The sequence below is a fragment of the Tolypothrix sp. VBCCA 56010 genome, from assembly GCF_050875635.1.
In the GTDB taxonomy this organism is placed as follows: Bacteria; Cyanobacteriota; Cyanobacteriia; order Cyanobacteriales; family Nostocaceae; genus Hassallia.
In genome coordinates, this window is record NZ_JBPAOH010000028.1 from 19,089 (window position 1) to 43,595 (window position 24,507).

19 protein-coding genes and 1 pseudogene are annotated in these 24,507 nt (G+C 41.8%); 6 read left to right on the forward strand and 14 right to left on the reverse strand.

What is annotated here, in order from left to right; genetic code table 11:
- Positions 1–18: 18 nt before the first annotated feature.
- Both AABK37_RS12260 and AABK37_RS12265 read right to left on the reverse strand, forming a co-directional pair.
- Positions 19–711 carry a Uma2 family endonuclease gene (locus AABK37_RS12260; protein WP_432551841.1) on the reverse strand — a complete coding sequence of 231 codons (693 nt, stop codon included), beginning with the start codon at positions 709–711 and terminating at the stop codon, positions 19–21.
- A 144-nt stretch (positions 712–855) separates the two neighbouring features.
- A complete protein-coding gene (locus AABK37_RS12265; RefSeq protein ID WP_432551842.1) occupies positions 856–2,250 on the reverse strand; it encodes a TldD/PmbA family protein in 1,395 nt (464 codons plus the stop codon).
- A gap of 109 nt (positions 2,251–2,359) precedes the next feature.
- On the opposite strand from AABK37_RS12265, the gene AABK37_RS12270 reads away from it, so the two are divergent.
- The 3 genes and pseudogenes from AABK37_RS12270 to AABK37_RS12280 all read left to right on the forward strand — a co-directional run.
- Positions 2,360–3,211, forward strand: a complete 852-nt coding sequence (locus AABK37_RS12270; protein ID WP_432551843.1) for an AraC family transcriptional regulator — start codon at positions 2,360–2,362, stop codon at positions 3,209–3,211.
- Between the two features lie 212 nt (positions 3,212–3,423).
- Entirely contained in the window at positions 3,424–4,017 is a 594-nt protein-coding gene (locus tag AABK37_RS12275) for a hypothetical protein (protein WP_432551844.1), read from the forward strand.
- Between the two features lie 19 nt (positions 4,018–4,036).
- A pseudogene (locus tag AABK37_RS12280) lies at positions 4,037–4,127 on the forward strand (Rpn family recombination-promoting nuclease/putative transposase); the annotation flags it as partial.
- 108 nt (positions 4,128–4,235) lie between these two features.
- Here AABK37_RS12280 and AABK37_RS12285 read toward each other — a convergent pair.
- From AABK37_RS12285 to AABK37_RS12295, 3 genes are all read right to left on the reverse strand, one after another.
- Entirely contained in the window at positions 4,236–5,468 is a 1,233-nt protein-coding gene (locus tag AABK37_RS12285; RefSeq protein WP_432551845.1) for a DUF445 domain-containing protein, read from the reverse strand.
- A 119-nt stretch (positions 5,469–5,587) separates the two neighbouring features.
- A complete protein-coding gene (gene ubiE, locus AABK37_RS12290) occupies positions 5,588–6,295 on the reverse strand; it encodes a bifunctional demethylmenaquinone methyltransferase/2-methoxy-6-polyprenyl-1,4-benzoquinol methylase UbiE (protein WP_432551846.1) in 708 nt (235 codons plus the stop codon).
- 293 nt (positions 6,296–6,588) lie between these two features.
- Positions 6,589–7,545 carry a response regulator gene (locus AABK37_RS12295; RefSeq protein WP_432551847.1) on the reverse strand — a complete coding sequence of 319 codons (957 nt, stop codon included), beginning with the start codon at positions 7,543–7,545 and terminating at the stop codon, positions 6,589–6,591.
- 237 nt (positions 7,546–7,782) lie between these two features.
- Between AABK37_RS12295 and AABK37_RS12300 the strand changes: the two genes are divergently transcribed.
- On the forward strand, positions 7,783–8,865 hold the full coding sequence (locus tag AABK37_RS12300) for a RuBisCO accumulation factor 1 (RefSeq protein ID WP_432551848.1): 1,083 nt from the start codon (positions 7,783–7,785) through the stop codon (positions 8,863–8,865).
- 410 nt (positions 8,866–9,275) lie between these two features.
- Positions 9,276–11,270 carry an ABC transporter ATP-binding protein/permease gene (locus tag AABK37_RS12305; RefSeq protein WP_432551849.1) on the forward strand — a complete coding sequence of 665 codons (1,995 nt, stop codon included), beginning with the start codon at positions 9,276–9,278 and terminating at the stop codon, positions 11,268–11,270.
- Between the two features lie 408 nt (positions 11,271–11,678).
- On the opposite strand, the gene AABK37_RS12310 is transcribed toward AABK37_RS12305, so the two are convergent.
- The 3 genes from AABK37_RS12310 to AABK37_RS12320 all read right to left on the reverse strand — a co-directional run bounded on the left by AABK37_RS12310 (position 11,679) and on the right by AABK37_RS12320 (position 15,112).
- Entirely contained in the window at positions 11,679–12,707 is a 1,029-nt protein-coding gene (locus AABK37_RS12310; protein ID WP_432551850.1) for an STELLO glycosyltransferase family protein, read from the reverse strand.
- Between the two features lie 210 nt (positions 12,708–12,917).
- Positions 12,918–14,027: an acyltransferase family protein gene (locus tag AABK37_RS12315; protein WP_432551851.1), complete on the reverse strand. Its 1,110-nt coding sequence runs from the start codon at positions 14,025–14,027 to the stop codon at positions 12,918–12,920.
- A 197-nt stretch (positions 14,028–14,224) separates the two neighbouring features.
- A complete protein-coding gene (locus AABK37_RS12320; RefSeq protein ID WP_432551852.1) occupies positions 14,225–15,112 on the reverse strand; it encodes a glycosyltransferase in 888 nt (295 codons plus the stop codon).
- A gap of 36 nt (positions 15,113–15,148) precedes the next feature.
- On the opposite strand from AABK37_RS12320, the gene AABK37_RS12325 reads away from it, so the two are divergent.
- Positions 15,149–16,840: an ABC transporter ATP-binding protein/permease gene (locus tag AABK37_RS12325; RefSeq protein WP_432551853.1), complete on the forward strand. Its 1,692-nt coding sequence runs from the start codon at positions 15,149–15,151 to the stop codon at positions 16,838–16,840.
- Between the two features lie 43 nt (positions 16,841–16,883).
- Here AABK37_RS12325 and AABK37_RS12330 read toward each other — a convergent pair whose 3' ends face one another.
- The 6 genes from AABK37_RS12330 to AABK37_RS12355 all read right to left on the reverse strand — a co-directional run bounded on the left by AABK37_RS12330 (position 16,884) and on the right by AABK37_RS12355 (position 24,334).
- Positions 16,884–17,831: an FkbM family methyltransferase gene (locus AABK37_RS12330; protein WP_432551854.1), complete on the reverse strand. Its 948-nt coding sequence runs from the start codon at positions 17,829–17,831 to the stop codon at positions 16,884–16,886.
- A 6-nt stretch (positions 17,832–17,837) separates the two neighbouring features.
- Positions 17,838–18,560, reverse strand: a complete 723-nt coding sequence (locus AABK37_RS12335; protein ID WP_432551855.1) for a hypothetical protein — start codon at positions 18,558–18,560, stop codon at positions 17,838–17,840.
- Between the two features lie 174 nt (positions 18,561–18,734).
- Complete coding sequence (locus AABK37_RS12340) at positions 18,735–19,112, reverse strand: DurN family substrate-assisted peptide maturase (protein WP_432551856.1); 378 nt, start codon at positions 19,110–19,112, stop codon at positions 18,735–18,737.
- A gap of 119 nt (positions 19,113–19,231) precedes the next feature.
- Positions 19,232–20,152, reverse strand: coding sequence for a Nif11-like leader peptide family natural product precursor (locus AABK37_RS12345; RefSeq protein ID WP_432551857.1), 921 nt, complete (start codon positions 20,150–20,152; stop codon positions 19,232–19,234).
- A gap of 73 nt (positions 20,153–20,225) precedes the next feature.
- Positions 20,226–21,020 carry an HET-C-related protein gene (locus tag AABK37_RS12350; protein ID WP_432551858.1) on the reverse strand — a complete coding sequence of 265 codons (795 nt, stop codon included), beginning with the start codon at positions 21,018–21,020 and terminating at the stop codon, positions 20,226–20,228.
- Positions 21,021–21,085: 65 nt separating this feature from the next.
- Positions 21,086–24,334, reverse strand: a complete 3,249-nt coding sequence (locus tag AABK37_RS12355) for a type 2 lanthipeptide synthetase LanM family protein (protein ID WP_432551859.1) — start codon at positions 24,332–24,334, stop codon at positions 21,086–21,088.
- Positions 24,335–24,507: the final 173 nt, after the last annotated feature.

Below are 24,507 nucleotides of genomic sequence, written 5' to 3' on the forward strand. Positions count from 1 at the left end.
CTATGATATATCTCAAAATTAAGATTGGCGTGACAAACGTTCAACAAAAGCTTGATGTTCTGACGAATTCAAACCTTCTTGCAGTACCGCTAAAACTTTAGTCATTTCTCCTGTTAATAGCGCTGTCATATCTAACCACAAACCGGGAAATGTCCGACTTTTAATCACACCATTTGCATCAGCTTCTAATGTTACATACTCGTCATTTTGCAAGCTGAACCAATCAACTTTATTTTCTAAAATCTGCCAAACAATATATTCTTGCACGCCATTGCGACGGTATGCGCGTTTCTTATCATACAAGTCATTTGATGCACTACTAGCGGCAACTTCTGCCACTAACTCTGGTGCGCCTTCGATGTAGTCATCTTCACTAATTTTTGCCTGTCCGCCCAATTTTTCATCGATTAATAATAGAACATCCGGCTGTGGTTCATTGTCTAAATCGAGGCGAACTGTAGCATTATCACCTAACTCTACTCCTGGGGTGGAAACCTTGTAAGTTCCTAACCAAATAATTAAATCACCGTGAGGTTGTCCATGACTTTTGAAACGTAATGGCGATGACACGTAGACGACTCCTTCAATTAATTCTGCTTTCTTGAGCTGCGGCATTGCTGTATAGCGGCGCTCAAATTCGTGGCGGCTGAGTCTATCGCCACTTTCTAAAGGTGGTATTTTGTTTAAGCTACGTTCTATAGAAGCTGTCATTGAAGAAGTCCTTGTTTTATGGCATCAAGCTGAATTTAGCATAACTCCCGTGTAGGGTGCGTTATGCGCTTCGCTAACGCACCCTACATTTGATGTTTTTTAATGTTGAACTACTTAACTCCTAACTCAATACTCCTAACTTAATTAAGCTTCCCCCCCAACCACCACATCACGTATTCTTAAACTCGGTCCACCACAACCGACAGGTAAACCATCTTGTCCACCTTTACCGCAACCACCGGATTCATCCCAGTAAAAGTCATCACCGATCGCTTCTATATCTGCTAAAGTTTGAAAAACATTACCCGAAAGCGTCACATCCCGCACCGGTTCGGCAATTTTGCCATTTCTAATCATCCACGCTTCCCCAGCGCTAAAGGTGAACATTTCCCCGTTTGTCATTCCCCCCAACCAATTACGGGCGTACACTCCCTCTTTGATACCAGTAAATAAATCTTCTACTGGCGTTTTACCCCTTTCAATCCAGGTATTCGTCATCCGCACTATTGGCGAATAGTGATAATTGAGACAACGTGCATTGCCTGTAGGCGCTTCATCCAATTTGCCGGCGGTTTCGCGAGAATGCAAACGTCCCACCAAAACGCCATCTTTAATCAGTTGAGTGGTAGTCGCAGGTGTACCTTCGTCATCGTAAAAATAACTACCGCGATGTCCCTGAGGTGCAGCACCATCAAAAATTTGCAACTCTTTTGCACCAAACCGCCGACCAATAGTCATTACTTCCAGCAAATCTGGATTTTCGTAAGCCATATCTGCCTCAGAAAGATGTCCAAAGGCTTCGTGGACAAACAACCCGGTGAGAACTGGATCAATCACCACAGCATAAGTATTACCTTTCACTGATGGCAGAGATAAAGCTGCTACTGCCCTTTGAGCAGCACTCTTGACTTGTTCATCCAAATGTGCTAAATCTTCATAAGCTTTGCGAGAGCCGGTGGTTTCCCTGCCAGTTTGCACAGTTTCGCCGTCTTTAGCGGTAGCGGCAAAGCGCATTTCCATATCCACCCAAGATTGCTCAATTAAAGTGCCTTCGGAAGTGGCGAGGATGATTCTTTGGGAACTGTCACCGTAGCTAACTGAAGTAGTAGCAATGCGATGGTCAGCGCTTTTGAGTAAATCGGTGTAGCGATCGCACAATTGTTTTTTCTCCACCAAGGCAATTTTTCGCGGGTCAGTACCTGTAAGCGGTAAAGTGCATATCGCTTGTACCGTTTCTATCGGGGCAAGTATAGTTTCTTCATCACCAACCATCCGCGCTGCGGCGATCGCTTCTTCTATCCGCTCTTTAATTGTCGCTAACTGGTTAAAACTACTTAAACCCCAGCCACCTTTATAACAAGCGCGAATTTGTCCGCCAATTGAAATACCTTCGCTTAGAGTTTCTATCTTGTCACCACGTAACAAAATATCAGTATCTTCTGCTTCTTCCAGGCGAATCATGAGATAATCTACTCTAGATGAGTAACGGGCAATCAAGTCAGAAAGCAAATTTTGGGCATCGGTAAGTTGGGAATGCATACTATTTACACATATTCAAATAGTGGATGATTTTTAGACTTATATATGCATTATCCTAGCGACAAGCCGCTCAAGCACGCGATAAAAATCATCAAAGCCGACTTTAGCCGTGTCTAACAACGAACCTCCTGAACATTTACATCTCCTCTCCAGCTTTGAGGCAGGATGGGAAGGCTTGAACCTATTGTATGAAATAGAACCACGCGACGAAACACCGGAAATGTACATGGGTCGGCACTTTATCGTTATTGCTCTTGATAATTTTCGTGCCAGCTATATGTTAAACGAAAGTTGGCAGCAAGTGGATTATGCTAAGGGTGATATTGCGATTATCCCAGCTTCGCAACCTTTCCCCAGAACACAGATTGATCGGGAAGTTCCATTAGTTGAACTATTTCTTGAACCTGCAATTCTTAACCGTGTTGCTGGTGAATCTGTGGCAGCTTATACCGAACTTGTACCGCAGTGGCACATACGCGACCCGTTAATTCAGCATATGGGATTGGCATTAAAAGCTGAATTAGAAGCCTCCGGCGCTGACAGTCGGCTTTATGCAGAATCGATGGCAACAGCGCTTTCAGTGCATTTACTGAGAAGATATTCTGTACGTCAACAGCAGATTAAAAACTATACAGGTGGTTTGCCCAAGTATAGATTAAGGGAAGCTGTAAATTACATCAATGAACATTTAGACCACAATTTAACTTTAGCTGAAGTTGCAGCTTCAGTGCAGATGAGTCCGCATTATTTTGCTAGTTTATTTAAGCAATCTACAGGTTTGACACCGCATCAATATGTGATGAAATGCCGAATCGATAAAGCAAAGCAGTTATTGCTAAAACGGGAATTGACACTTGTAGAAATCTGTCACCAAGTCGGCTTTCAAAGTCAAAGTCATTTTACCAGAGTGTTTCGCGAACATACCAAAACAACACCAAAGGTATATCGAGACGCGCTGTAAAAGAAGTTAGGAGTTAAAAGTTAGGAGTTAAGAGTTAGCAGTTAGGAGGCGCGGAGTTAGCAGTTAGGAGGCGCGGAGAATTTGACCGATGAAGGGATGGAGTTTCAATATAAGTGAAGATTAAGACATTTTTCGGAATATTAGGCAAGACAGCGACACGAAGCGATCGCTAAATTAAGTACCAATCAGCAGTAAAGTACAAGTAAGAATGTATGAAAGGTACTATCGCTTTTCAAGGTTGGAATATCGTTGGTTTATCAACGCTGATAATTGGTGCTATGGTTGCTGTCATCTGGTTATTTTATGGTATTGATGAGCAAGCAATGCGGATGGCAATCAGAGCAACTGCCCGTACTTCGTGTATCCTATTTCTTAGTGCTTTTGTCGCATCCGCACTTCGGCGAATTTGGTCAAATTCTTTCACTGCATGGCTTTTAAAGAATCGCCGTTATTTAGGGATATCAATGGCAGTGTCGCATACTTATCATGCGATCGCTCTGATCGGATTATGGTTTGCCACTTCTGGATTAACTCCCAAATTTGACCCAGGCGGCACTTTCGGTTATTTATTACTCATAGCCATGACTATAACATCCTTTCAGCGTCCGGCTGCTTTAATCGGTCAACGTGCTTGGAAAATTTTGCACACTATAGGAATGCACTTTTTCTGGTTAGCGTTTACGCTGGAATTCAGCCTGAGAATTCAACAGTCAATGCTGATTTATTTACCTTTAGTTATCTTATTAGTTTTAGCAATCATGCTTCGTCTAGTTGCACCGAGAATGCAGAGGAAGTTCGCCAGCTAGTTAATGGTAGGATTTGGGAATGTTCGATAATGTTTGCAAATTTCTTTTTTGAAAATTTCTCTACCGACTTTGCCACTTGGCTGTTAGGAGAACCAATTTCTCTAACAGAGTCCAGAGCGATCGCTCTTTTCATCAAGTTTTAGAAAAAAGTGCGTAAACAAAGGAGCGACTTGTCGCAAGACATCGCTCTACATCAAAATATAAATTAGTATAAATCTCTATTGACTAAAAAACAATAACACTACCTGAAATAACCCGACGATAAAACCTAAAATACCGCCTAAAGTAACGATCGCCTGCAATTCATTTTTGACAATTCCCTCAATAGCAGCTTCTAAATCAGCGGGTGATGTTGACTTGACGCGATCGACAATCACTTGATCTATTGACAAAATGGGTATCGCCTGAGCGACAATCTTTTCTAAATCTTTTTCTAAATACTTATCTAAAATTAGCGCCAGTTCTTCACTCACCACATCTAAAGAAGAACTAACAACCGGAGAAGTGCTAAGACGATTTAGTAATAATGAAGCAATATTTTCCCAGTCAACGGAATCAGTTAATCCTTGTAGTAAATCACCGCCACTTGTTTGCAGGTAATGACGCACACTTTCGCGCGTAGTCTTTCGCAATTGGCGCACCGTCCCCATTGGCAAGTTTTGTAAAGATATATTTTGCAGGATTTTTCTCAGGCGATCGCGCATTTGCAATTCTTGAATTAATTCTTTTATGCGTTGATTTGTCACCTCTTTTTCATCTAAGCAAAATGTCCGCAATCGAGTTAAAGTATTGCGTAAACCAAACAAATTTGCCACTACCCAATAAGTACCGCTGGTTTTTTCGCGAAAGCTTTCATCAATAATTTGAATCGTGCGATCGGTCAAAAAATCAATAATTATTTGGCGGATTGCATCTGGCGGTAAAACTACTTGCAATAACCAATCAGCAAGCCGAGTAGATTGTTCTTCGCTGAGTTTAAATTCCAGTAATATTTGGTCAAAAATTTGATTTATTTGCGTTTCTAAAAAGTCTTCTTGTCGCGCCAAAACCTTCAAAAGACGTGGCAAAGATTCTCCTAACAAATCGCGCAAAATTCCCGCGACAATCTTTGTACTTTTATGTTGTTTATCGCCTTTAATTTGCTCGATCGCCAATTGCAACAACCAAAGAATCCCTGATTGCACCCGTTCTGTTTGCAACAGACGCCGTGCCAGCTTTTGCAATTCTTCGGGTGTCAGCAACGACCCCATAATTGTATTAGAAATATTCTTCGCAAGGCGTTCTTGATTGCGAGGAATTAATCCAGGGGTGAACGGAACCCTTTTTGTACCAATGTAAAGTGCCCGGTAGGGACGAAATAACATTTTGATGGCTATATCATTCGTGAAATAGCCAATAATTCCACCCACTACCGGGGGAGACACGTAAAGCCAGAGATGAGACCAATCCAAGGGAAGAATTAAAAGAGTTAGGAGAACGGAGTAGGAGTTAGGAGTTGTAGAGACGCGATCAATCGCGTCTGTACTAAGAGTTAGGAATTAATTCATCACTTTTGACTCTTAACTCTTCACTAATTTTTGCTGACTACCAGCATTCCCATCATACCGTTCGCGATGGGGTAGTGTGTGGCAGTTGCATAACCAACTTGACGAGCTAGCTCTACTTGCTCTTTGCCGATGGGAAAACGATCTAAGCTGGGACTGATGTAAGCGTATTCTTCTTTAACACCCAAGTAGTCTGCCAGCGGGACAACGAGATTATCTAAATAAAACTGCTGAAAAGCGCGGATTTGCGAATTGCTTGGACGATGAAAGTCTAAAATTGCGGCTTTTGCGCTCGGTTGCAAGACGCGGTGTAATTCTTTCAGGCAGCGTTGAATATCTGTAACATTTCTTAAACCATAGCCCATTGTCGCAGCGGCAAAAGAATTGTCCTCAAAGGGTAAATTTAGCACGTCTGCTTCTAACCAGGTAATAGGCGGTTGGGGATATTGCGCTCTAGAGCGTTGTCTGGCACATTCTAGTAAGTTGGGGGAAAAGTCCACTCCGTAAACTTTTCCCGTGACTTTTACACGTCGCGCTAAACGCAAAGCTAAATCACCACTTCCACAACATAAATCTAGGCAAGTATCACCTGGTTTGGCTTCGCTCCATTTGACTGCCATTTCCTTCCAGATGCGGTGTTGTCCCAGACTTAACCAATCGTTCAACTGGTCATAAACAGGGGCAATGCGGTCAAAAATAGCGCGAACATCTATATTATTCTTGCTTTGGTTCATATTCGGAATATCAAAAAGACCCCTATTTAGAGGGGTCTTACTTTTCGTACAAATTCAAGTTTTACACGTTCAACAAATAAACATGCTGTTTCTAGTAGTTCACCTTCATAAACTTTGCGGGGTTTATGGTAAGAAAACCAAGTTTTTTTCTCCCCCTGCCTTGCGAAAGCTTCCCCTGCCTTGCGAAAGCTTGCCTTCAGCCATCAAAATTAATGAACTTGAAAAAGAAGATTAAGCAATATTTACTTAGAAATCAACAGTCAAGAGTCTAACTATTGACTGTTGACTTTTGACTAAATTTTTGTTTTGATGCAGCAACTGCTAGTAAGCGCGATCGCAACTAGTTGAGCCGAGGTATGAATTAGCTCTAATTCATCTTCTCGCAAAGTGCATGGTTGTTTCCACTGTAGCGACAACACCGCCAAAACTTCCGAGCGGTAAATTATCGGGATAATGAAGTGTGCTTGTACTTGATTATCTGGATATTGGGCGATACTAGCGAGTTTTTGGTCTTTGGGTACATTTACGGAAACTTGGATTTTTCCGCTAGCGATCGCCTCTGCTGTCAGCGGATCTTGATCTAGCCAATTTTCAATTGTACCTGTATTACTGCAAGTCCCTTGAGTGTTAACAAGAGTATTTTTCTCCACTAATTGCAAAATGCAGCCATCCGCTGCAAAAGTCTCGCTAAAAGCCGTAGCAATTGATGTCAGACTTGCTTCTAAGTTAGGAGTTGTTTGGGTTACTTTCGCTAAAAATGTCAGCAAGGCAATTTGAGCATGAGCGCGGTGTAGTTCTTCTGTACGTTGCTTCAGTAAATCGTAAGTTTCTGCGGCTCTTTGCACTACCGCTTTGAGTTCACCTGGGTCCCAAGGCTTGGTAATATACTTGTAGACTTGTCCGGCGTTAATCGCTTCTACCAAGTCTTCAATATCAGTAAAACCTGTAAGAATTATCCTGACTGTATCCGGAAATTGTGGTACAGTCTTGCTGAGAAACTCAGTTCCTTTCATTTCTGGCATCCGCTGATCGGAGATGATTACCGCTACTTCCCCGGATGCTGCCAAAACTTCTAAAGCGTTGATACCGCTATCGGCTTTCAGGACATGAAAATCACGTCGAAAGGTACGATAAAGCAGATCGAGATTATCTGGCTCATCGTCAACTACGAGGATTTTCAGTTTCTTAGGTCGTTCTAAAGTCATCAATTGACGGCGGACTTTATCAATTTCTGAAATGGGATTATCCATAAGATAATTGCTTAAATAGTACTCAGATTGTTATATTCCATACTAAGTTTATTTGAAAGTACTTCAGAAACGTTGCGGAAATATACGGATGTAATTCCCGGATGTAAAATGAGACTGTAGTTAGTGCTACAGAAAACAAATGAAAATCCGCATTTATCGCCAGTTGCACAAATTGCGTAATTGAAAACAATTAAACCTTAAAATGATATTGGAATCGTGCGCGATTAAGAGCAAATTATGACTGAATTTCCACCACTACCTGAAAATTATGACAATGCTGGTGATGCAGCACAAGAGTTGCTGCGAAAGCTCAGGCAAAAACAAGGCAACTGGGTGGAATGGGGAATGGCGATCGCTCAATTGCAAAAAGCTGGGCACAATCCCCAAGAAATTTTTGAAGCTACCGGTTTTGAACCGATTCAGCAAAATCAAGTAATTGTCGGCGCTCAAGTTTACAATTCTATAGAACAAGCTGGGGCATCACCAGCAGTGCTTACGCATTACGGCACACGCGGTAGTGATATTTTATATGAATTGCGTTTGTTAACCAACTCGGAACGCGCTGCTGCTGCCGAACTGACTTTTCAACACCAGGTTGATGCCGACGAAGCAAAAGAAGTGGCAAAAGCAATCAAAGATTTTTCCCGCTTTCCTACCTTACCGGATGGGTTTTCTAATCATCCTGGGGATGCAGTTGCTTATCAATGTTGGAAACTTGCTCGTCAATACTCAGATTTACAAGAGCGATCGCGTCTAATTGCTAAAGGTTTACGCTTTGCTTATTCGCCAACTGCCAGAAAGCAAATAGAACAATTATTAACTGATTTTACTGTCGTTCCTAAACGTCCCGCGCCAATTATACCCTTTTTCCGCCTGGAATCTGAAGAAGAATTGCCGCGCCTGGTGCCCGTAGCGGGTGAGTTGCCATTAAAAACGCAAGATTTGCAAGCTGTTCCTGTAGTCGAACAAATTGAACCATTTCGCATGGTAAAATTTGCCGGAGAGCAAGCTTGGGTACCTTTACCAGGTTGGCAAGTAGTGTTAGGTGCATCCGATCCAGTAGTAATTTTATGTAAAAGCGATCGCTTGCCCAACCAAACACAACCGAAATCAGAAACAGTTTTGGTAGTTTGCGATCGCGCAGTGCAAGAATGGGATGATGGCAGCTACTTTGTGGTTGACAACGCCGGCGAACTAGATTTTCAATGGTTTGAAACCGCACCTTCAATTCCTCTGCTGGGTCGAATTGTTGTCGTAGTTCGTCCGAAGAAAATCCTGGATGAAGAAATAACCAAGGATTCTTGGCAAATAGACGAATGAAAAAGTTAGGAGGAGCGGTACAGACGTGGGAGTGTGGAACGTCTGTACAGGAGGAGCACTCGTAGCAAAGGAGCCAGTTGCGTGCAAACAGAAGTCCTCGCTGTGGTTTCCTCCGTACATAACCTCGGAGGGTTCCCCCCGCCCGTGCAACAGCCGCGTTTAAAAGTTAAATTTTTAAAGGTAGTCCACCCAACGCAGGGAATTTTGGTACGTGGTTGAGTCCTCTCGATTGTTGTCTGATAATTTACCACAAATGCTCTCTCTGCGGTGTGCCTGCTTGAATGGGCAACTAGCTCCGAACTGTTAAAACATAAAATAGTTTATTTGACGGTGGTGCAATTAACCTAGTCTTGACTTTCCAGGTACGATTTGAAGGTTTTATAACTTTTTGGCAAAAAACCCTTGAGAATATGAGTGAAAACCACAGATTTGACCGTCAGTTTTGGCAAAGATTTTTAGCACTTGTCCAGCCTTACTGGTATCCACTATCCGATAGAAAAGGAACTTTTGTAGGGCTGTTGCTGTTGCTAATGGCATTCCTTTTAATAACTTCTTTTATTACTGTCAGCGCAATCAGTTTAGCAGGACAGCACTACTTTCCAGAAATCCTCAACAGTATTGCTCCAGGTTTAGCAGACTCTGTTACCCAGATTATCCAGTCGCCAGCTATCTATTTCATTGGTTTACTTTTGCTCGCTACAATTGCTGGTTTTGCCTACTACAGGCAACAGTTACAAGAACGTTGGCAACCGTGGTTGATGTCAACGATTATATTGTTGTTGCTGCTATCAAGTACGGTTGTGAATGTCGTGAGCAGTTATTTAAGTCGGGACTTGATTACCGTGATGGCTCGACACCAGATATCAAACTATTTTTCCCTGCTCTTACTTTACAGCACTTCGCTAATCGTAATCGTCCCCTTGATGGTTTTTTCCCAATACATCAAAAAGAAACTCTTTATCGACTGGCAACAATGGTTAACCAACTATTTTCTTGATAAATATCTCTACAATAAAGCTTATTACGAACTCAAGACCAATCTTGATATCGATAACCCAGACCAGCGTATCTCTAAGGAAGTTGAATCATTTACTCAAACCATCTTGGATTTTTGGGTTGCTATTCTAAATCAAGTTGTTAATTTAATCGCTTACGGAATCGTTCTCTGGACAATTTCTAAACTACTGATTATTACTCTGGTAATTTATTCTGTGTTGACTAACCTGAGCGTGATTTTTTTGAGTAAACAGTTAGTTAATCTTAACGGTGAAAAACTTCAATACGAAGCCAACTTCCGGTATGGTTTGGTGAGAATCCGCGACAATGCTGAATCTATCGCTTTGTCTCGTGGAGAAAATCAAGAATTGAGTTTAGTAAAAGGGCGATTGGCTCAACTGATGCAGAACTTGAATTCGCTTGTTGGTTGGGAGCGGAATATAGAATTTTTAACCGTGGCGTATCAAAATTCTATCTTTATCATACCGTACTTAGCCCTAGGGTCATTATATTTTAGCGGTCAGGTTGAGTTAGGGACTGTTACTCAAGCGAGTATGCTGTGCTTTCAGCTTTCGGGGGCGCTGTCAGTGATTGTACGTAGATTTGATACTCTCAGCGCTCTTGCTGCTGTGGTTAATCGTTTGGCTAGCCTTGCGGAGGTTTTGTCAGCGCCGAAGAAACAAGAAAATGTCAGCACTATTGAACTAGTGGAGGACAACCGCTTTGCCACAGAAGCAATGACTTTGCAAACTCCTAACGGCGAACGAACATTAGTTAAAGATTTATCGGTTTCAGTAGAACTTGGTGAGAGAATACTGATTATGGGGGCTAGTGGTCTTGGCAAGAGTTCTTTGATAAGGGCGATCGCCGGGTTGTGGAACACGGGATCTGGTCGCATTGTCCGACCTAGCTTAGAGGAAATCATGTTTTTACCCCAGCGTCCTTACATGATTCTGGGTTCTCTACGAGAACAGTTGCTTTATCCCAATGTTAATCGCGAAATTCCAGATGAAGAACTAGAGTCAGTGCTGCACCAAGTTAACCTTCCCCAGTTGCTTTCTAAAGTCGGTGGCTTTGATGCAGAATTAGACTGGAGTAGCGTTTTGTCGATAGGAGAACAACAGCGTCTTGCCTTTGCAAGACTTTTACTCAATCGCCCCCGCTACGCCTTATTGGATGAAGCCACCAGTGCTTTGGATCTGCAAAACGAGAAGCATCTCTACCAACAGCTACAGGAAAGTGAAACCACCTTTATCAGTGTTGGTCATCGAGAGAGTTTACTGAACTATCACAAGCAAGTTCTAGAAATCTTCAGTGATTCTAGCTGGCGGCTGATACCAGTACAAAACTTTGTTGTTCGGCTTGATAACCTGGAAAATCGTTCATTTTCTGAAATTATTGCTGACTAGCTAGCGATCGACAAGTAGTAATATCAGAGCCTGAAAGCTTTGCCTTCTCGTTGCCGTACTACTACTGCGCTTACCGAAAATTTTGGGTTTAAAGCCTCGTCCTTCTAGGACGACTTCTGCTACAATACAAGGTAGCGGTAAAGCGCACATAAAAAGGCGAAGTAGGTCAAGCGGACAACTCCTGATCCGGAACCCTGGTAGCAAAAATCCTAAATCTTGTACAAACGTGGGAGTCGTAGCAAGAGTTTCGATAAATCTATGAGTCAAAACGCCGTCGGGCAGTCGGTGTAAGCTTGCTGAGGGTAAAGTAATCTGAGCATCTCGATGCGTCCGGTTGTTTGGATCTCCCTGTGAAACAAGAATCTCCGCACTTTTAGGACGGAGAGTGTCAACTCAATGGTCAGTTTGCTATTTGATATTTCTGCAAAAGTGGGATGCCCCTAAATGGTTGAGGTCTTTTAACCACAAATCAATCAGATGTAACTCCTCCTGTGGAATTATTTCTGCTTCTACTAACTTTTCGTAGCACAGACGTAAGTTCTCGCTCGTCTTGTCTGGTGCTTCCGATAGCGTCAGACTGCTAAGGATCTCCATAATTCTGACGTTATTTACGTAACCTGGAACCTCATCCTTAAAGTCACGAATCAGAGAATGCTTATTCCTCACCTGAAAAACGGTCGCCTCCCGGAAAGCAAGATTTTTACCTTGCTTGTACAAGCAGATTTGTGCAATAAACGATCGCCAGATGTCAGTTAGTCGAAAGCTCACGAAGCTAGGCAAATAGAGAAGTGGATATGCCTCTGGCCACCAAATTGTGTTCTGTGAGTTGAACGGGCAGAAGGTACCGTCTTTGAGAATGACTGTGTTCGGTCTAAACTTAATCTCTTGTTCCGTTGTTAACCGATAGATTGCATCGACGTCTGAGTCGCCGTCAACGATGTACTGCTGGATAGGGCAATCAAACGTGGATTTCTCACCCAAAAGGCTCTTTTTCCTAAAACTCTCGTTGATGTATTCCAAAGGAAAGCCGCGTGGCCAGATTTTAGCGTCTGTAAAGTGTGTGTAGACGTTCTCCCAACCATGCTTTTGCACCGGGTGACCTTCCACTTGCTTGTCAACCCAAACCAGAAACGAGTCGTATGGAATATTGTCATCATCTGTCTCAGCAATGACTTTTGCACCATCCTGTATAGCTTTGAGGTAACCGATATTTTTCCGGACATAGTGGTTGAAAGGGCATTCCCTGGCGAAAGCACTCTCAAGTGCCAATTGGTTCTGCACGGACAAAAATTGAACGCCTTCCCAGTTCCAGTCAGTCGGTGTTCTCTTGTCCCCAACAACAATAAAGCTCCAATCTGGGTAGTTACTGGCTATCTTTTTGACGGCATCAGTCGGGTAATTAATGGTTGTGATAATAATGGCTTTATTTTCAGGCATGACTCTAGCTTTTTCGATGCTGTTAAAGATATGTTCGTTTAGCAACTAAATTGGTAGACCAAATTCCAACGATTAATAAACAATCCAATCATCAAGTCATACATCAACTTTGAGCGGGAAAAGCAGAGGGTATTGTAGACCTTGAGAGTCTTGTCTAATATTAGGTTTTTAGCTTTAGTTCTCCTCATCTAGGTAATTATTGAAGTATATTTAAAGCAGGTTTTTCAATAAGGGTCCACTAACTTTTGGCTTTCCTACAAGTTGAGGTATAAACTTATTAAAAATAAATACACACGGGATACATAAAACTAGGGAAATTAAAGTTAGCAAGCTACAAGCCTCAAAAACTACTAAATGTGAGTCTGTTAAAAGATTATTTATTAATGATAAAATCCATTGATTTACAAAGTTAAAAAATAACCCATTTAGCCCTAATAAAATTAAGGTATTTTGACCGATGAAAAGAATTATTTGGTAGTCAGGTGTTAACTTCGCTAAGGATATAACAAAAAGTGAACCTGCTAAGGCAGTTAGCGGGAAAAGTACAAGATTTCCATGACTTGACATAGCCATAATCACGGCTGATTTGTTTACGGTGAATGGATCTGTGTTTAAATTGAAGGTGAACAAGACAATTAAGCCAGTAAAGAGCAAAATAAAAAATTGAAAAGTTCTTTTTTCGTCAAACAATTCCCAACTCTTTAAGATACTTCCAGATTGATAAAATAAATAGGCAACTAATGATTCGTGTACAAACCAAAAGTTCTTTCCTATTCCCGTCACCGAGGTAACGAATTCTATTTTTAAACTGATTAACCACCCAATCAAAAACAGGATGACAGTAAAAATTATTAATTGCTTACTTTTGTTTAAATATTGAGATAAAAAGAAATGAATGTTTTCAACTGTAAACAAACAAACAAGAAACCATGTAACAAAATTATATACCGGACACCCTTTCACTAAATTTATTAAACCAAATAAATAACTATTTAAATGTAAAGAACCTAAGAAAATATCTTGTGGAATACTAATAGCCATAGCTAATAAATTAAAAAAGATAACGGGAATTATTCTAGAGGTAAAATGGTATCGGAAAAATTCTTTATAGTTTAAATTGGTCTTTTTGCTCAAATAACCTGCCAATATAAAAAACAATGGCATGTGAAATGAATAAATGAATTTGAATTGTAAAAATGCTGAGACTTTTCCTAAATCACTTAATTTTTCCAGAAAATGACCATAAAAGACTAGGAACATTCCGTATGCTTTTGCTGTATCAATCCAAAGTATTCTCACTGGTGATGCTTCTATGCTCATATTTAAATCTTGTTTCTAAGTGATAACATTAACGTTTCGATGAACTGGAAGCTAAGACCTGGCTAGAAAAAATTTTGGGATGCGACTTCATAAAAGTTTGTCCTTGATATTGAGAATAAAGTCAATCAGCGAAAAATTTATTGACTTTATTCTCAATATTTATTGACATTTGCTTTGATGCTTAATTTGAAGCAGCCTTAATTTGTAAGGCTTTCAGCCTCGAAATTCGTCAACGAATGTTGTTGATATCCTCTTTGATAGCCAACCTTCCATAACCATGCCGCCAAGTGTTCCTGGCTACGGATTTTCACTAAATCTTTGAGCAGAAGCTTCCAGTCGATTTTTACATCTGGCAAGGGACCTGAATAGATGCCTAATGGTTGATACTTACTGTATAGATAAACACTACCCCTTCCATATACATAGGCTTGACGGTAAATACCAGTTAAGGTATGGCGCAGCCGATAGTGGATCTTGAGATCTGGGATATGATGTAGCTTCGTCCCAGCTAGCTGCACTCTCCAACTATAATCAACATCATCGCCAGCAGGCAGAGACTCATCAAATCCGCCGATCGCTTCATGGACTGAGCGTTTAATCCCAACAGTATATCCTCCGGCAATGGCGTATTTCACAAAGCTGTTCTCCCTGAGAATGCCATCTTCCCACCCGTCAATCAGTCTACCACCCGTTCTCGCCTTGATTGCCCAAGGTTGGTTAAGTTTCTTGATCTCGCAATAGCCAGCTACGAAATCATACTTAGAGAGTGCCTCCCCCATAGCCGCTACCCAACCAGATCCGACTTCATCGTCAGCCTCGCAGAAGCCAAGTGCTTCGCTAGCAGCAAAGAGTGCGCCCACATTTCTACCATGAGCAATTCCCCGTCGGTCAGAGGAGTCAACTATCCGTAAATTCGGTAGCTTTTCTCGATACTGTTCTGCAATTGCTGTGGTGCGATCGCTTGAGCCGCCATCGGATATAATTACCTCCCAAGGCTCGGACCACTGCTGGTTAGCGAGGGCTTCCAGTTGAGCGGCGATGGTATGCTCTGCATTAAAACAAGGGATAATGACACTCAGTTTCATTTCTACCTTAATTTTCTCCTTCAAAAAAGTTTGAATATGAATCGATTAAACTTGAAACCACTGAAGCAGTTTTGGGCGGTTGCAAAACTTTACTGGCTTGGAAGCGAGAAAATAGGTGCATTTGCTTTACTGCTGCTGATAGGGTTAGTTCTATTAAGCTACACAAATCTGAGCGTAGTATTCAACGAGCAACAGGGCATTTTTATTTCCGCTTTATCTCAAAAAAACTCACAGAGGTTTTGGCAAGCTGTACTTACTTTCTTAGGGATTTTAGTAGTATATATTCCACTTTATGCTGGATACGGTTATTTAGTGAATAAGCTAGGAATTTTCTGGCGGCGGTGGATGACGAGACATTTTATAGATAAATATTTGGAGAAAGAAAATCGGGGATATTACTACCTAAATTTCAATAAAGAAATTGACAATCCAGACCAGCGTATTTCGGAAGATATCAAAGGTTTTACTCAAGATGCTTTAGGTTTTTTTGTGTCGCTCGTTCAGGGAGTGCTTCAATTAATCGCTTTTAGTGTGGTTCTCTGGAATATTTATAGACCTTTAGTCTTATTAATCGTAGCTTATATGTTGTTCGGCACTGTCCTAGTGATTGTAATTTTCGGTAAACCATTAGTTAGGCTCCGTTTTGAACAGTTAAAAAAAGAAGCAAATTTCCGCTTTGGCTTGCTAAGAATCCGCGAAAATTCTGAGTCAATAGCTTTTTATCGTGGGGAATTACAAGAGTCAAGCTCTGCAAAAAAGCTATTTAACGAGGTATTTGCAAATTTGAATTCCCTGATATTCCGCGAGTTTAATCTGGGTTTACTAACTAATCTTTATCAATTTATTCCCATCCTGATTCCAGTAGTAATTTTGGCTCCTAGGATTCTAGCGGGAGACATGGAAGTTGGTAAAGTTTCTGAGTCTATGGGTGCTTTTATGAGTGTTTTCAACGCATTAAATTTGATTGTTAATAGATTTAATTCTTTGACTGGATTTGTAGCTGGAATCGAGCGATTGTACACCTTTAAAAAGTATCTTGAACAACGAAATAAAACGAAAAACACAATAGAAGTTTATGCACCGACAATCAATATACTTGAAGACTCTTGCTTGGCTATTAAGCAACTGACGCTGCAAACTCCGAACTATTCAAGAACCCTAGTGGAAAATTTATCTTTAGAATTGCCCTTAGGACAAGGACTACTGGTGATGGGGGCGAGTGGCTGTGGTAAAAGTTCGCTGTTGCGGGCGATCGCCGGTTTATGGAATTCTGGTACGGGGACAATCGTCCGCCCGAATCTGAGTCAAATGCTGTTTCTGCCCCAGCGCCCCTACATGATTTTGGGTACACTACGCAATCAGCTAATTTATCCAAATAATCAGACTCAATACAATGACGAGCAACTTTATCTTGTTCTCCAACAAGTTGGTTTACCAAACTTAGTTGAGAGATTCGGTGGTTTAGATGTCGAACAAGATTGGTCTGATGTCCTTTCCTTGGGAGAACAACAGCGGGTTGCTTTTGCCCGTCTGTTGATTGCTAGACCTCGTTATGCCATCCTCGATGAAGCCACTAGCGCTTTGGATATCAAAAACGAAGAAAATCTGTACCAGCATCTTGTGGAAACCGGAACAACCTACATGAGCGTTGGGCATCGTCCGACTTTGGTGAAGTACCACCATTTATTACTAGAACTGCTGGAGAATGGAAGGTGGAAACTTAGCTAATTGGGCGATTCATCGAACGCTATAAGCGAACTTTGAATCACCTTCAGAAGGCAACACCTAATACAGCCCAGCCCCTCTTTTTTAGACGTGTCAATGCACGTTCTGGTTCTTTCGTTGCTAGACAGTTATAGTAAACTTTATTGCTATACTTAGCTCTTCCCTCTTTAAGGCTACCTGCATCCAGACCCCAAAATTCTTTAATTAAGTAAAATAAGGTATACCCATGCTCTTCTAAGAAATTGGTAACTAGGGTCGCGTGAGGGTCATTGGCATGTTCCTCAAAAATGATATCTCGAATTTGATTTTTATTAATCAATTTTACAGCGCCCTTTAAAACAGCCAGTTCATGTCCTTCAACATCAATTTTTAGCAGTCCTATATATTGATTATCCTCCAACAATTGATCTAGTCGTTCTAGCTGAACCACAACGTAATTTTTGGGTTCGGCACTTGTCTTGTCGCTATCCAAGTCCAAGGAAGCGATCGCTCTATTCGTGCCAAAACCTGCACCCCATATCTTACTTTCAGGGATATACAGACACCCCTTATCGGCTTGAGCGCTCAAAGCGACCTGATGAGGAGAAATCTTAGCTAAATTAGGAGTCTCAACCCAAAGATTGATATTTGCGAGTAGTTCTTCATATATTTCTGGATGAGGCTCGAAAGCAAATACTTTACCAGATCGACCAACCCTGGCTGCCATAACACTTGTCATCTGCCCAATGTTGGCACCAACATCTACAGCAAATTCACCCGGATCGAGCAGCTTCCAGATGGATTCACACAGGCAGAGATCGTAAAGCCCCATTGTCCAGATACAAGAACCGATATACTCATCAGGTCGTACTTTAATCTTATGCCTCCAAGGGAGAACGACTTCTTCAAACTCGTTAGGGCTACGTTCTCGAACACGCCTGCACAGACGCAATATCTGTATAGGTCTAAAAAAAAGCTCTGGCGGACATGCAAAGAAACTTCCTAGAGCTTGCATTGCTTGTCATTCTCCATTACTGCCATTGGTAAATGCTTCTCTCAACGAGCGAGTACGCTCGCGATAAACCGTAGGATTGTCGAATGCTAAAGAAAGATTGATTCGGTGAGACTCCGGTTTCCCATTGGCAAAGCGAAAAGCATCAGTTTGATGAAAGGTACTCGCTGCAAACAACAGTGCGCGATTACATTTGTAACCGACGCTGACCTTTTGACCTTTGGTATGTTCTTTCATATACTCCTCTGACCAAAGATATGACAAAGACTTACCAGGCGGAGGTTCGGACTCGCGTTTGACATCAAAAAAAATTAAACCACCCCCAGAAGAGTCTAAGTTGTACTCCTCTGGCGTTAGCCAGAGATTCAAAGTTAAAGCCCCAATGTCAGAATGTACCTTTCCAGACGCATTTTTAGGGTACATGAGCGCCCAATGCTCAATCAACTCATACTCAGAGAACAAAGAGGGGCATTGTTCCTTGAGGGATTCTGCAATGGTAAAAATTGTCTCTATCCCAGGCGCCATATTGCTAACGAGAGATTGCCCCGTGTTGTCCTGGTTGCGCCATCCTGGGTGATTCAATAACTCTTGATGAAGCTGCTTGCAAACATCAGGTTGGAGGAAATCGTCTATCACGGCATAATTGTACGGCGCAGAAGCTTCGTAGGCTGTCAATACCGATCGCCACTCACGTGGAGCGATAGGAGAATACTTTAATACATCCTTACCCATGCAAGACCTCCTTTTTCTTAATAAAAGCAGTCAGTTCGCAATGACTCACAAAAAAAATTAGAAAATCATAGGACTTACGCAAAAACCCTTTGAAACCGTCTTCTCTTCGTGTCCTTTGTGTCTTTGCGGTTCGTATTTTTCATTCTTGTGCGTAAGTGCTAAATCATATTGATGCTATTGTGAATTAAGTTTTTCGATGCTAATCTTAAAGCCCAGCTTGCTTTCAATCGTCTTAAGTTCATCAATGGCGGGTAACATATTGCGGTCATCATTTTGCCACTCCAGCAATTGCTTTTCCGACTCTGTCATATCTCCTTGCCCAAACACAGAACTTAACCAAATAAACAGACCATCCACACTTACATCATCACACGGAGCCGCCTGAGCCTTAGCGATTGTTTCAGTTTCAGAGGCTGCTAACGCCATTTCCAGCAACTGACGTAGCTTGCTCTGCGGTGAGAGACACATACACAGGAACATTAACATCTGTATTTGTCGGATTTCATCTCGATCCAAACCTCTAAACGTACCTTTTTTCTCGCCTGTATTCATAACTTTTTTCTCGCCTCTTGGTTTATAAAGTGCTGCTGATTATTTTACGGTGAAATCCCGTACTTTTCTCGATCCTACACGCAGACAAATTTCATTTTTTTATTTCTGAGGTTTTCTATTTAAGCAGTCTGCAATAATTTCTCCATCCATTTACTATAAATTTGGAACCCAAAACTCCACCTATTTAAGTTTGTAGTATTAGCAATGCAATGCCAAAATAATTTGCTTGGCTCTTTTTCGATTTTAAAAAATCTGACTACTTTTGGCTTTTCTTCTAGGGTAACTAACTCTTTAGTTTTGGGATTCATGTAGCGGAAAAATGCTTCTCCCTCGTCCTTAGCTTGAAAATAGTCAAAATCAACCAGATACATTCGCCAACCAGGTTGGGTTTCGTTGGTATGCCACAATCTATAGGAGTTTGGGGGATACCATAAGCTTCCAGAAAACCTGACTTGAGTTGCAAAATAATCTTCTAAAAGCTTGAGTAGCTTCACTTTTGCCCGAAAATAATCTTCATAAAGCGGATGCTCTACATAAACGTCCAGGTTAATTAAGTGAAATGGACACCATGCATATTCAGGTTTAGGTTCGGGGACATCTAAATAGGAATTTTGTAATTCGTCATACATCTGCTTAAATCCCGGTGAAGCTGGGGAGACATATGTAGACTTTAAATCTTCTTCCCGAAAGTTTTGTTCATACAAATTTAAATCCACTGTACTGGGCTTGATTTTGAGTTTTTCAAATTCTTGGGCTATTTCCTCAAACCCCGGAATCTCCGAGAATTCAAACTCATAATGGTAAAACTGGGGGAATTTATTGCTAACATCAGTGTCAGAATCGGTGGGGAAAAGTGGTTTGTTATTTTTTGGAGCATAAGAAGCATCTGCTTGGGTGATATCTTCTATCGTGAAATAGTAGCCGTTCCTTGCTCCTAACTTAGTGAGTTCTTCTGGTCGCGTGATTGCTTTAACTTCCTGTTTCAATTCTGATGAATTAAAGATGGCTTCATAAAAGTTGATTACAGCTTCTTTTGACATTGCTACCTCAAAAAATTCCAGTCTTTCAAAAACAATGGTTAAAAAAAATGGTTAAAAAAATGGACGATGTTGATTAATTATTTATTCGCATCAAAAGTTTGATAACATTAATATTACCTGTTATGCGAGAGTCGCTAAAAATCTGGTTGAGATAATCTTTGGTAGCATCAACAGCTAAGGGTCGTGCAGTTAAAAATCCAGGGCGACTGTCATCATCTTTGTTGAGTCCATCAGGGCATACCACGGGAACACCATGACGACACTTTCCTTGAGGAACGCCACAAGCTAACTGATTGCTGAGGATGAAATATCCAGAAGTTAATTGACTTAAGCCTGCACCACCGAGAGTTCCTGGATCTGTAGGACAGGTTGGGGTATTTTTGTCTGCTCCAGAAAATATTTCCGTTCCGATCTTTCTGTTGATATTCGGGCTGCTATGACCGAGTTCTACCCAGTTGCTATGAGCATAAAAGTCTTGGATAGTATGTAAAGCAGTCCCTAAATCGTTACGGGCTGAGGTAGATTCAGGCTCCTCGGTAGTCACTTTGCTAATGACTTTTTCTTTGAGATCCATAACCCGTTTACTACCACCAGCAAAGTCTTCACCGTCAAAATGCATTTCACTATTAGCCTGATTGGGGAGATCGTCTGTGTGCTTATTTGCGTTCACAATTTGGTTAATAGCGTAATCAGTAAATTTGAGTGTCTGACCGCCAGCCACCACTTGGAAATCAGCAAACACTTCTCGGGTGATTTGTTCGTGAATTGGCACTTTGAAAGCTAAGGCTGTTGATGGCATTCCTAGTAGAAATCCTAATGACAACAAGCAGACCAAAATAATTCCATTCATTATTTTTTCTTTTGTCATTCTTCCACTCCTGAAACCTTCTATTTAAGCTTGCCAAACGACGAAATCTCGTTGCTAAATCTAACCTACACCTTTGGAGGTGGGTCGAGTAGCAACGGCGAAGGAACGCGCTCCGGATAAGCTAGCCGCAAAAAGTGCATCCCAATTCCTGCGATTCCAAGCATCAGGTCAGGGAGAATATCGTTCCCACTAGACCCGCAAATCCAGCGCCGCGCTTTCTCAAAATTGCGCCACTGCGCTTGTGCAACCACATTCGCTTCCATCTGTAGATAAGGTTGGTCTCTAAGCTTGGCAATTCGCAGGAATAGCTCCGCATTACCCGCTTTGCCGTGACATAGCGAATCATTTCCCAGCTTTTGGAAATTACGCACAGTTGCATTGAGCGCCATGTAAGCATCGCGCAAGATATCATCATCAGTTTTCCCTAAAACTGCCCAACTCGCAATCCGGCTTAAACCAATTCCGGCTGCACCGTTGCACCAAGCGTTAGCAAAATGTTTCTGGTTTGGGTCTTCTGATGTCATTACCGTTTTGCGTAAATCATACCAATCCTGCTGTTGTTGATCAAAGTTAGCTGTTTCATATGCAAACGCTTGACGAGCTGCTGTAATGTACTCAGGCTGATTGAGGTGGCAACCCAACTTTATCAGCGCCCAACCGATGCCACTGACTCCATGAGAAAAACCAGTAAAATTGTCTCGCGCTAGATCCGATCGCTCTCCACGCCAACTCAAAGTATCACCTCGGCGAGTTGCCTCCGCAAGCAGGTGTTCAGCACACTGCACAGCACAATCTATTCCTTTACCGTCTGTCGCCGCTGCCAAATTTAGCATCACCGGAATTAGTCCGGCGACGCCATGAAGAATATCAAAGTATTTGTCTTCATGAATTCTGGCTTTAACTTCATCACTCAACTGTACCGCAAGCTCAAGCAGTGCTGGTCGGTTCCACAGTTGAGCGAGGTGGGTCAATAAGTAAATCAAACTCGCTGTTCCTTGGAAGGCTCCAATGAACGTAGTATTACGTTGCTCTATGGCGTGTGACAAAGCTCGCTCTGCCGCTTGGCGAAATTCTGGCTGTGGTTGAATAGCATCTAGATAAGCTAAAAATAGGCAGATTCCGGCAGAGCCATCGTAGAGATCGCCGCTGATATCTATAAGGCGTTTTCCAGTGGGAGTATATTCATAGGTTTTCCACGGAGCGTTGCTGGTGTCTGGTTCAAGCTGTTCGCACAATTGCCAGCCAATTTGTTGAGCATAGTTAACAGCTGAGGCAATGAAATAAGGGCTATTGATTTCTTCAGGAGATAAACTAGTATAAATATACTGATTTTGGATGATTCGGTTTTCTGTAGACAATCTCTGAATCCGTCGGCAGGCATTATCCAGAGGCGTAATTGCTACTATATTAGGCAGTGCTTGTTGATAGTTAGCAATCAAATCTTGACTGTTGGCTGCTTTTGTGGTAAAGATGGGGACATCTAATTGCCACATTGCTGCCAGTTCCATCTGTACCAATTCTCTGTTCTCGTCCCACTGCCGATGGTGTTCTTTTAAAGTATTGAAAAGCAAATCTACTTCCAGTGGTTCGGCGAGACATTTTGGATGTCGCGCAGCAACAATTAACTTAGCATATGCTTGTGTTCCCCAATTTATAAAGCGCACCCAGGAGGATGAGAATAAGTCTTGGATGAGCGCGATCGCCTTTTGTGGGTTCTGCTGAAACCACTCATAAATCCGGTTGAACCCCTCCACAATCTCGCTTTTATAATCCTGGGGTTGTACAAGCTGACCTTGGTAATATAGGCGATTGGTGGCTTCAACTTCAATCCGTACCCCGCCTTGATGTTCAATTCCTAAAGCCAATGACATGCGGTGGTCGTTAACCTTGGGGACGGTATAGGAGAGTTCGTAAGATTCGCCGCCGCTATAACCGCTAATCCTCATCTGATTGCCATTATCAGCAGCAGTATCACTAGGCCATTCCAACATGGCAGTCTTAAACACCGAATCAAAGACTGTTCCGGGTAATTTGTCCATGCCATAAGGCACTGCTTCTAAAACCGTTTCACAGTCGCAGATGAAAGCGTTCCCATCAGTTGCCAGAATATTTTCATGATGCAGATCGCCCCCCCCAAGGATATAAAAAATACCTAAAAATCCCCCTAGTTGCTGGTAGAATCGCTCAACAGCTTGCTTGCTTTCGACATAATTTTTTCCTGAAGGAATAAACTCGGCATACCCATATCCTTCTTTACAAAGAACTTTATAACTCGCAAACTCAACAACTTGATGCTGAGTAAAATGTTTAAGCAAACCTTGCATTGCTGCTTCCGATTCCACACAGCGAGGCTTGTAAACAATAGTGGCGGGTTCGCTATTGTTTAGTTCTAGTTCCACGATCACCACACTCTTACCGCCGCCATGATAATCAGAGTTGCCTAATTTTAAGGATTTCATCGCTGAAATCGGTTTACCTTCAAAGAAAGTTGCACTCAGTTCGTGGCGATCGCGCGTTAAACGTTGCAGCAGTTCTTCCCCCTGATGGCACACAAAAGACGTCGCCTGCGCTAACCAACGTCCCAGCGTGGGAAACTGACAATAAAAATGATGATAATCTTCCTGAGTCGCAAAGGTTTTTTCCAGATAGGCGATATAGGCATCAGGATTATCTGTTGATTTCTCAATCTTGTTTTGAGAACAGTAAATATTGATATTCGCTTCCAGCGCCCAGGCTAGGTGCATATCAAACCGATTCAGCAAGTGAAGCTCAATATCCGTCACTACCTGCTGATGAATCTGACAATTGTCGGTAGCTGCATCGACTGCATCGCAAAACGGTTGCAAAGTCAGGTGTAACAGTCGCAAAAACGGCTCGCAAACTTTCGCAAATTTTCCGTAATAAATATCTCTTTTATACCAGTAACTATCGTCAAATTTGTCTTGTGGTAAATCTAATGTTGCGATCGCTGCTTGATAAACTTGCAACCATTGACGATGGAGTTCGATAAACACTAATTTATCTGATTCAGACAAGTTGTCTAAATTGCGTTCAGCTAATTTATAGTCACTCAGCAGCTTTTGTAAATCATCTATGAGCGATTGACTAATGGTTCCTTTCTCATAAGCTTCCTTAACTGGCTGTACAGCTAATTTACCGGCTAGTTTCTTTATGTTCCAACTATCCAGAGGACTCAGAGGTGTCTTCCATGCTGCCTGTGCCTTGCTTTGAGATAGTTGTTGAACTATGAAATCGCGCTCTGACAAATTACTAGCACGGCAGGCTAGTTTGAGGAGAAAAGAATCATTGAGCATAATCATCTCATACTAAATTGCAGTCTTATCTAGAATCTAGAACAATATCATATGACTGAGAATTTGTGGTTTTATTTCCCGAATTCTTTGCAGCTTTGCCAATTGAGCTATTTTTCTGATACCAAAGCTTTTCTGTGAAATCAGGCTAGGTTCGCACGCGGATTGTGCTGCTA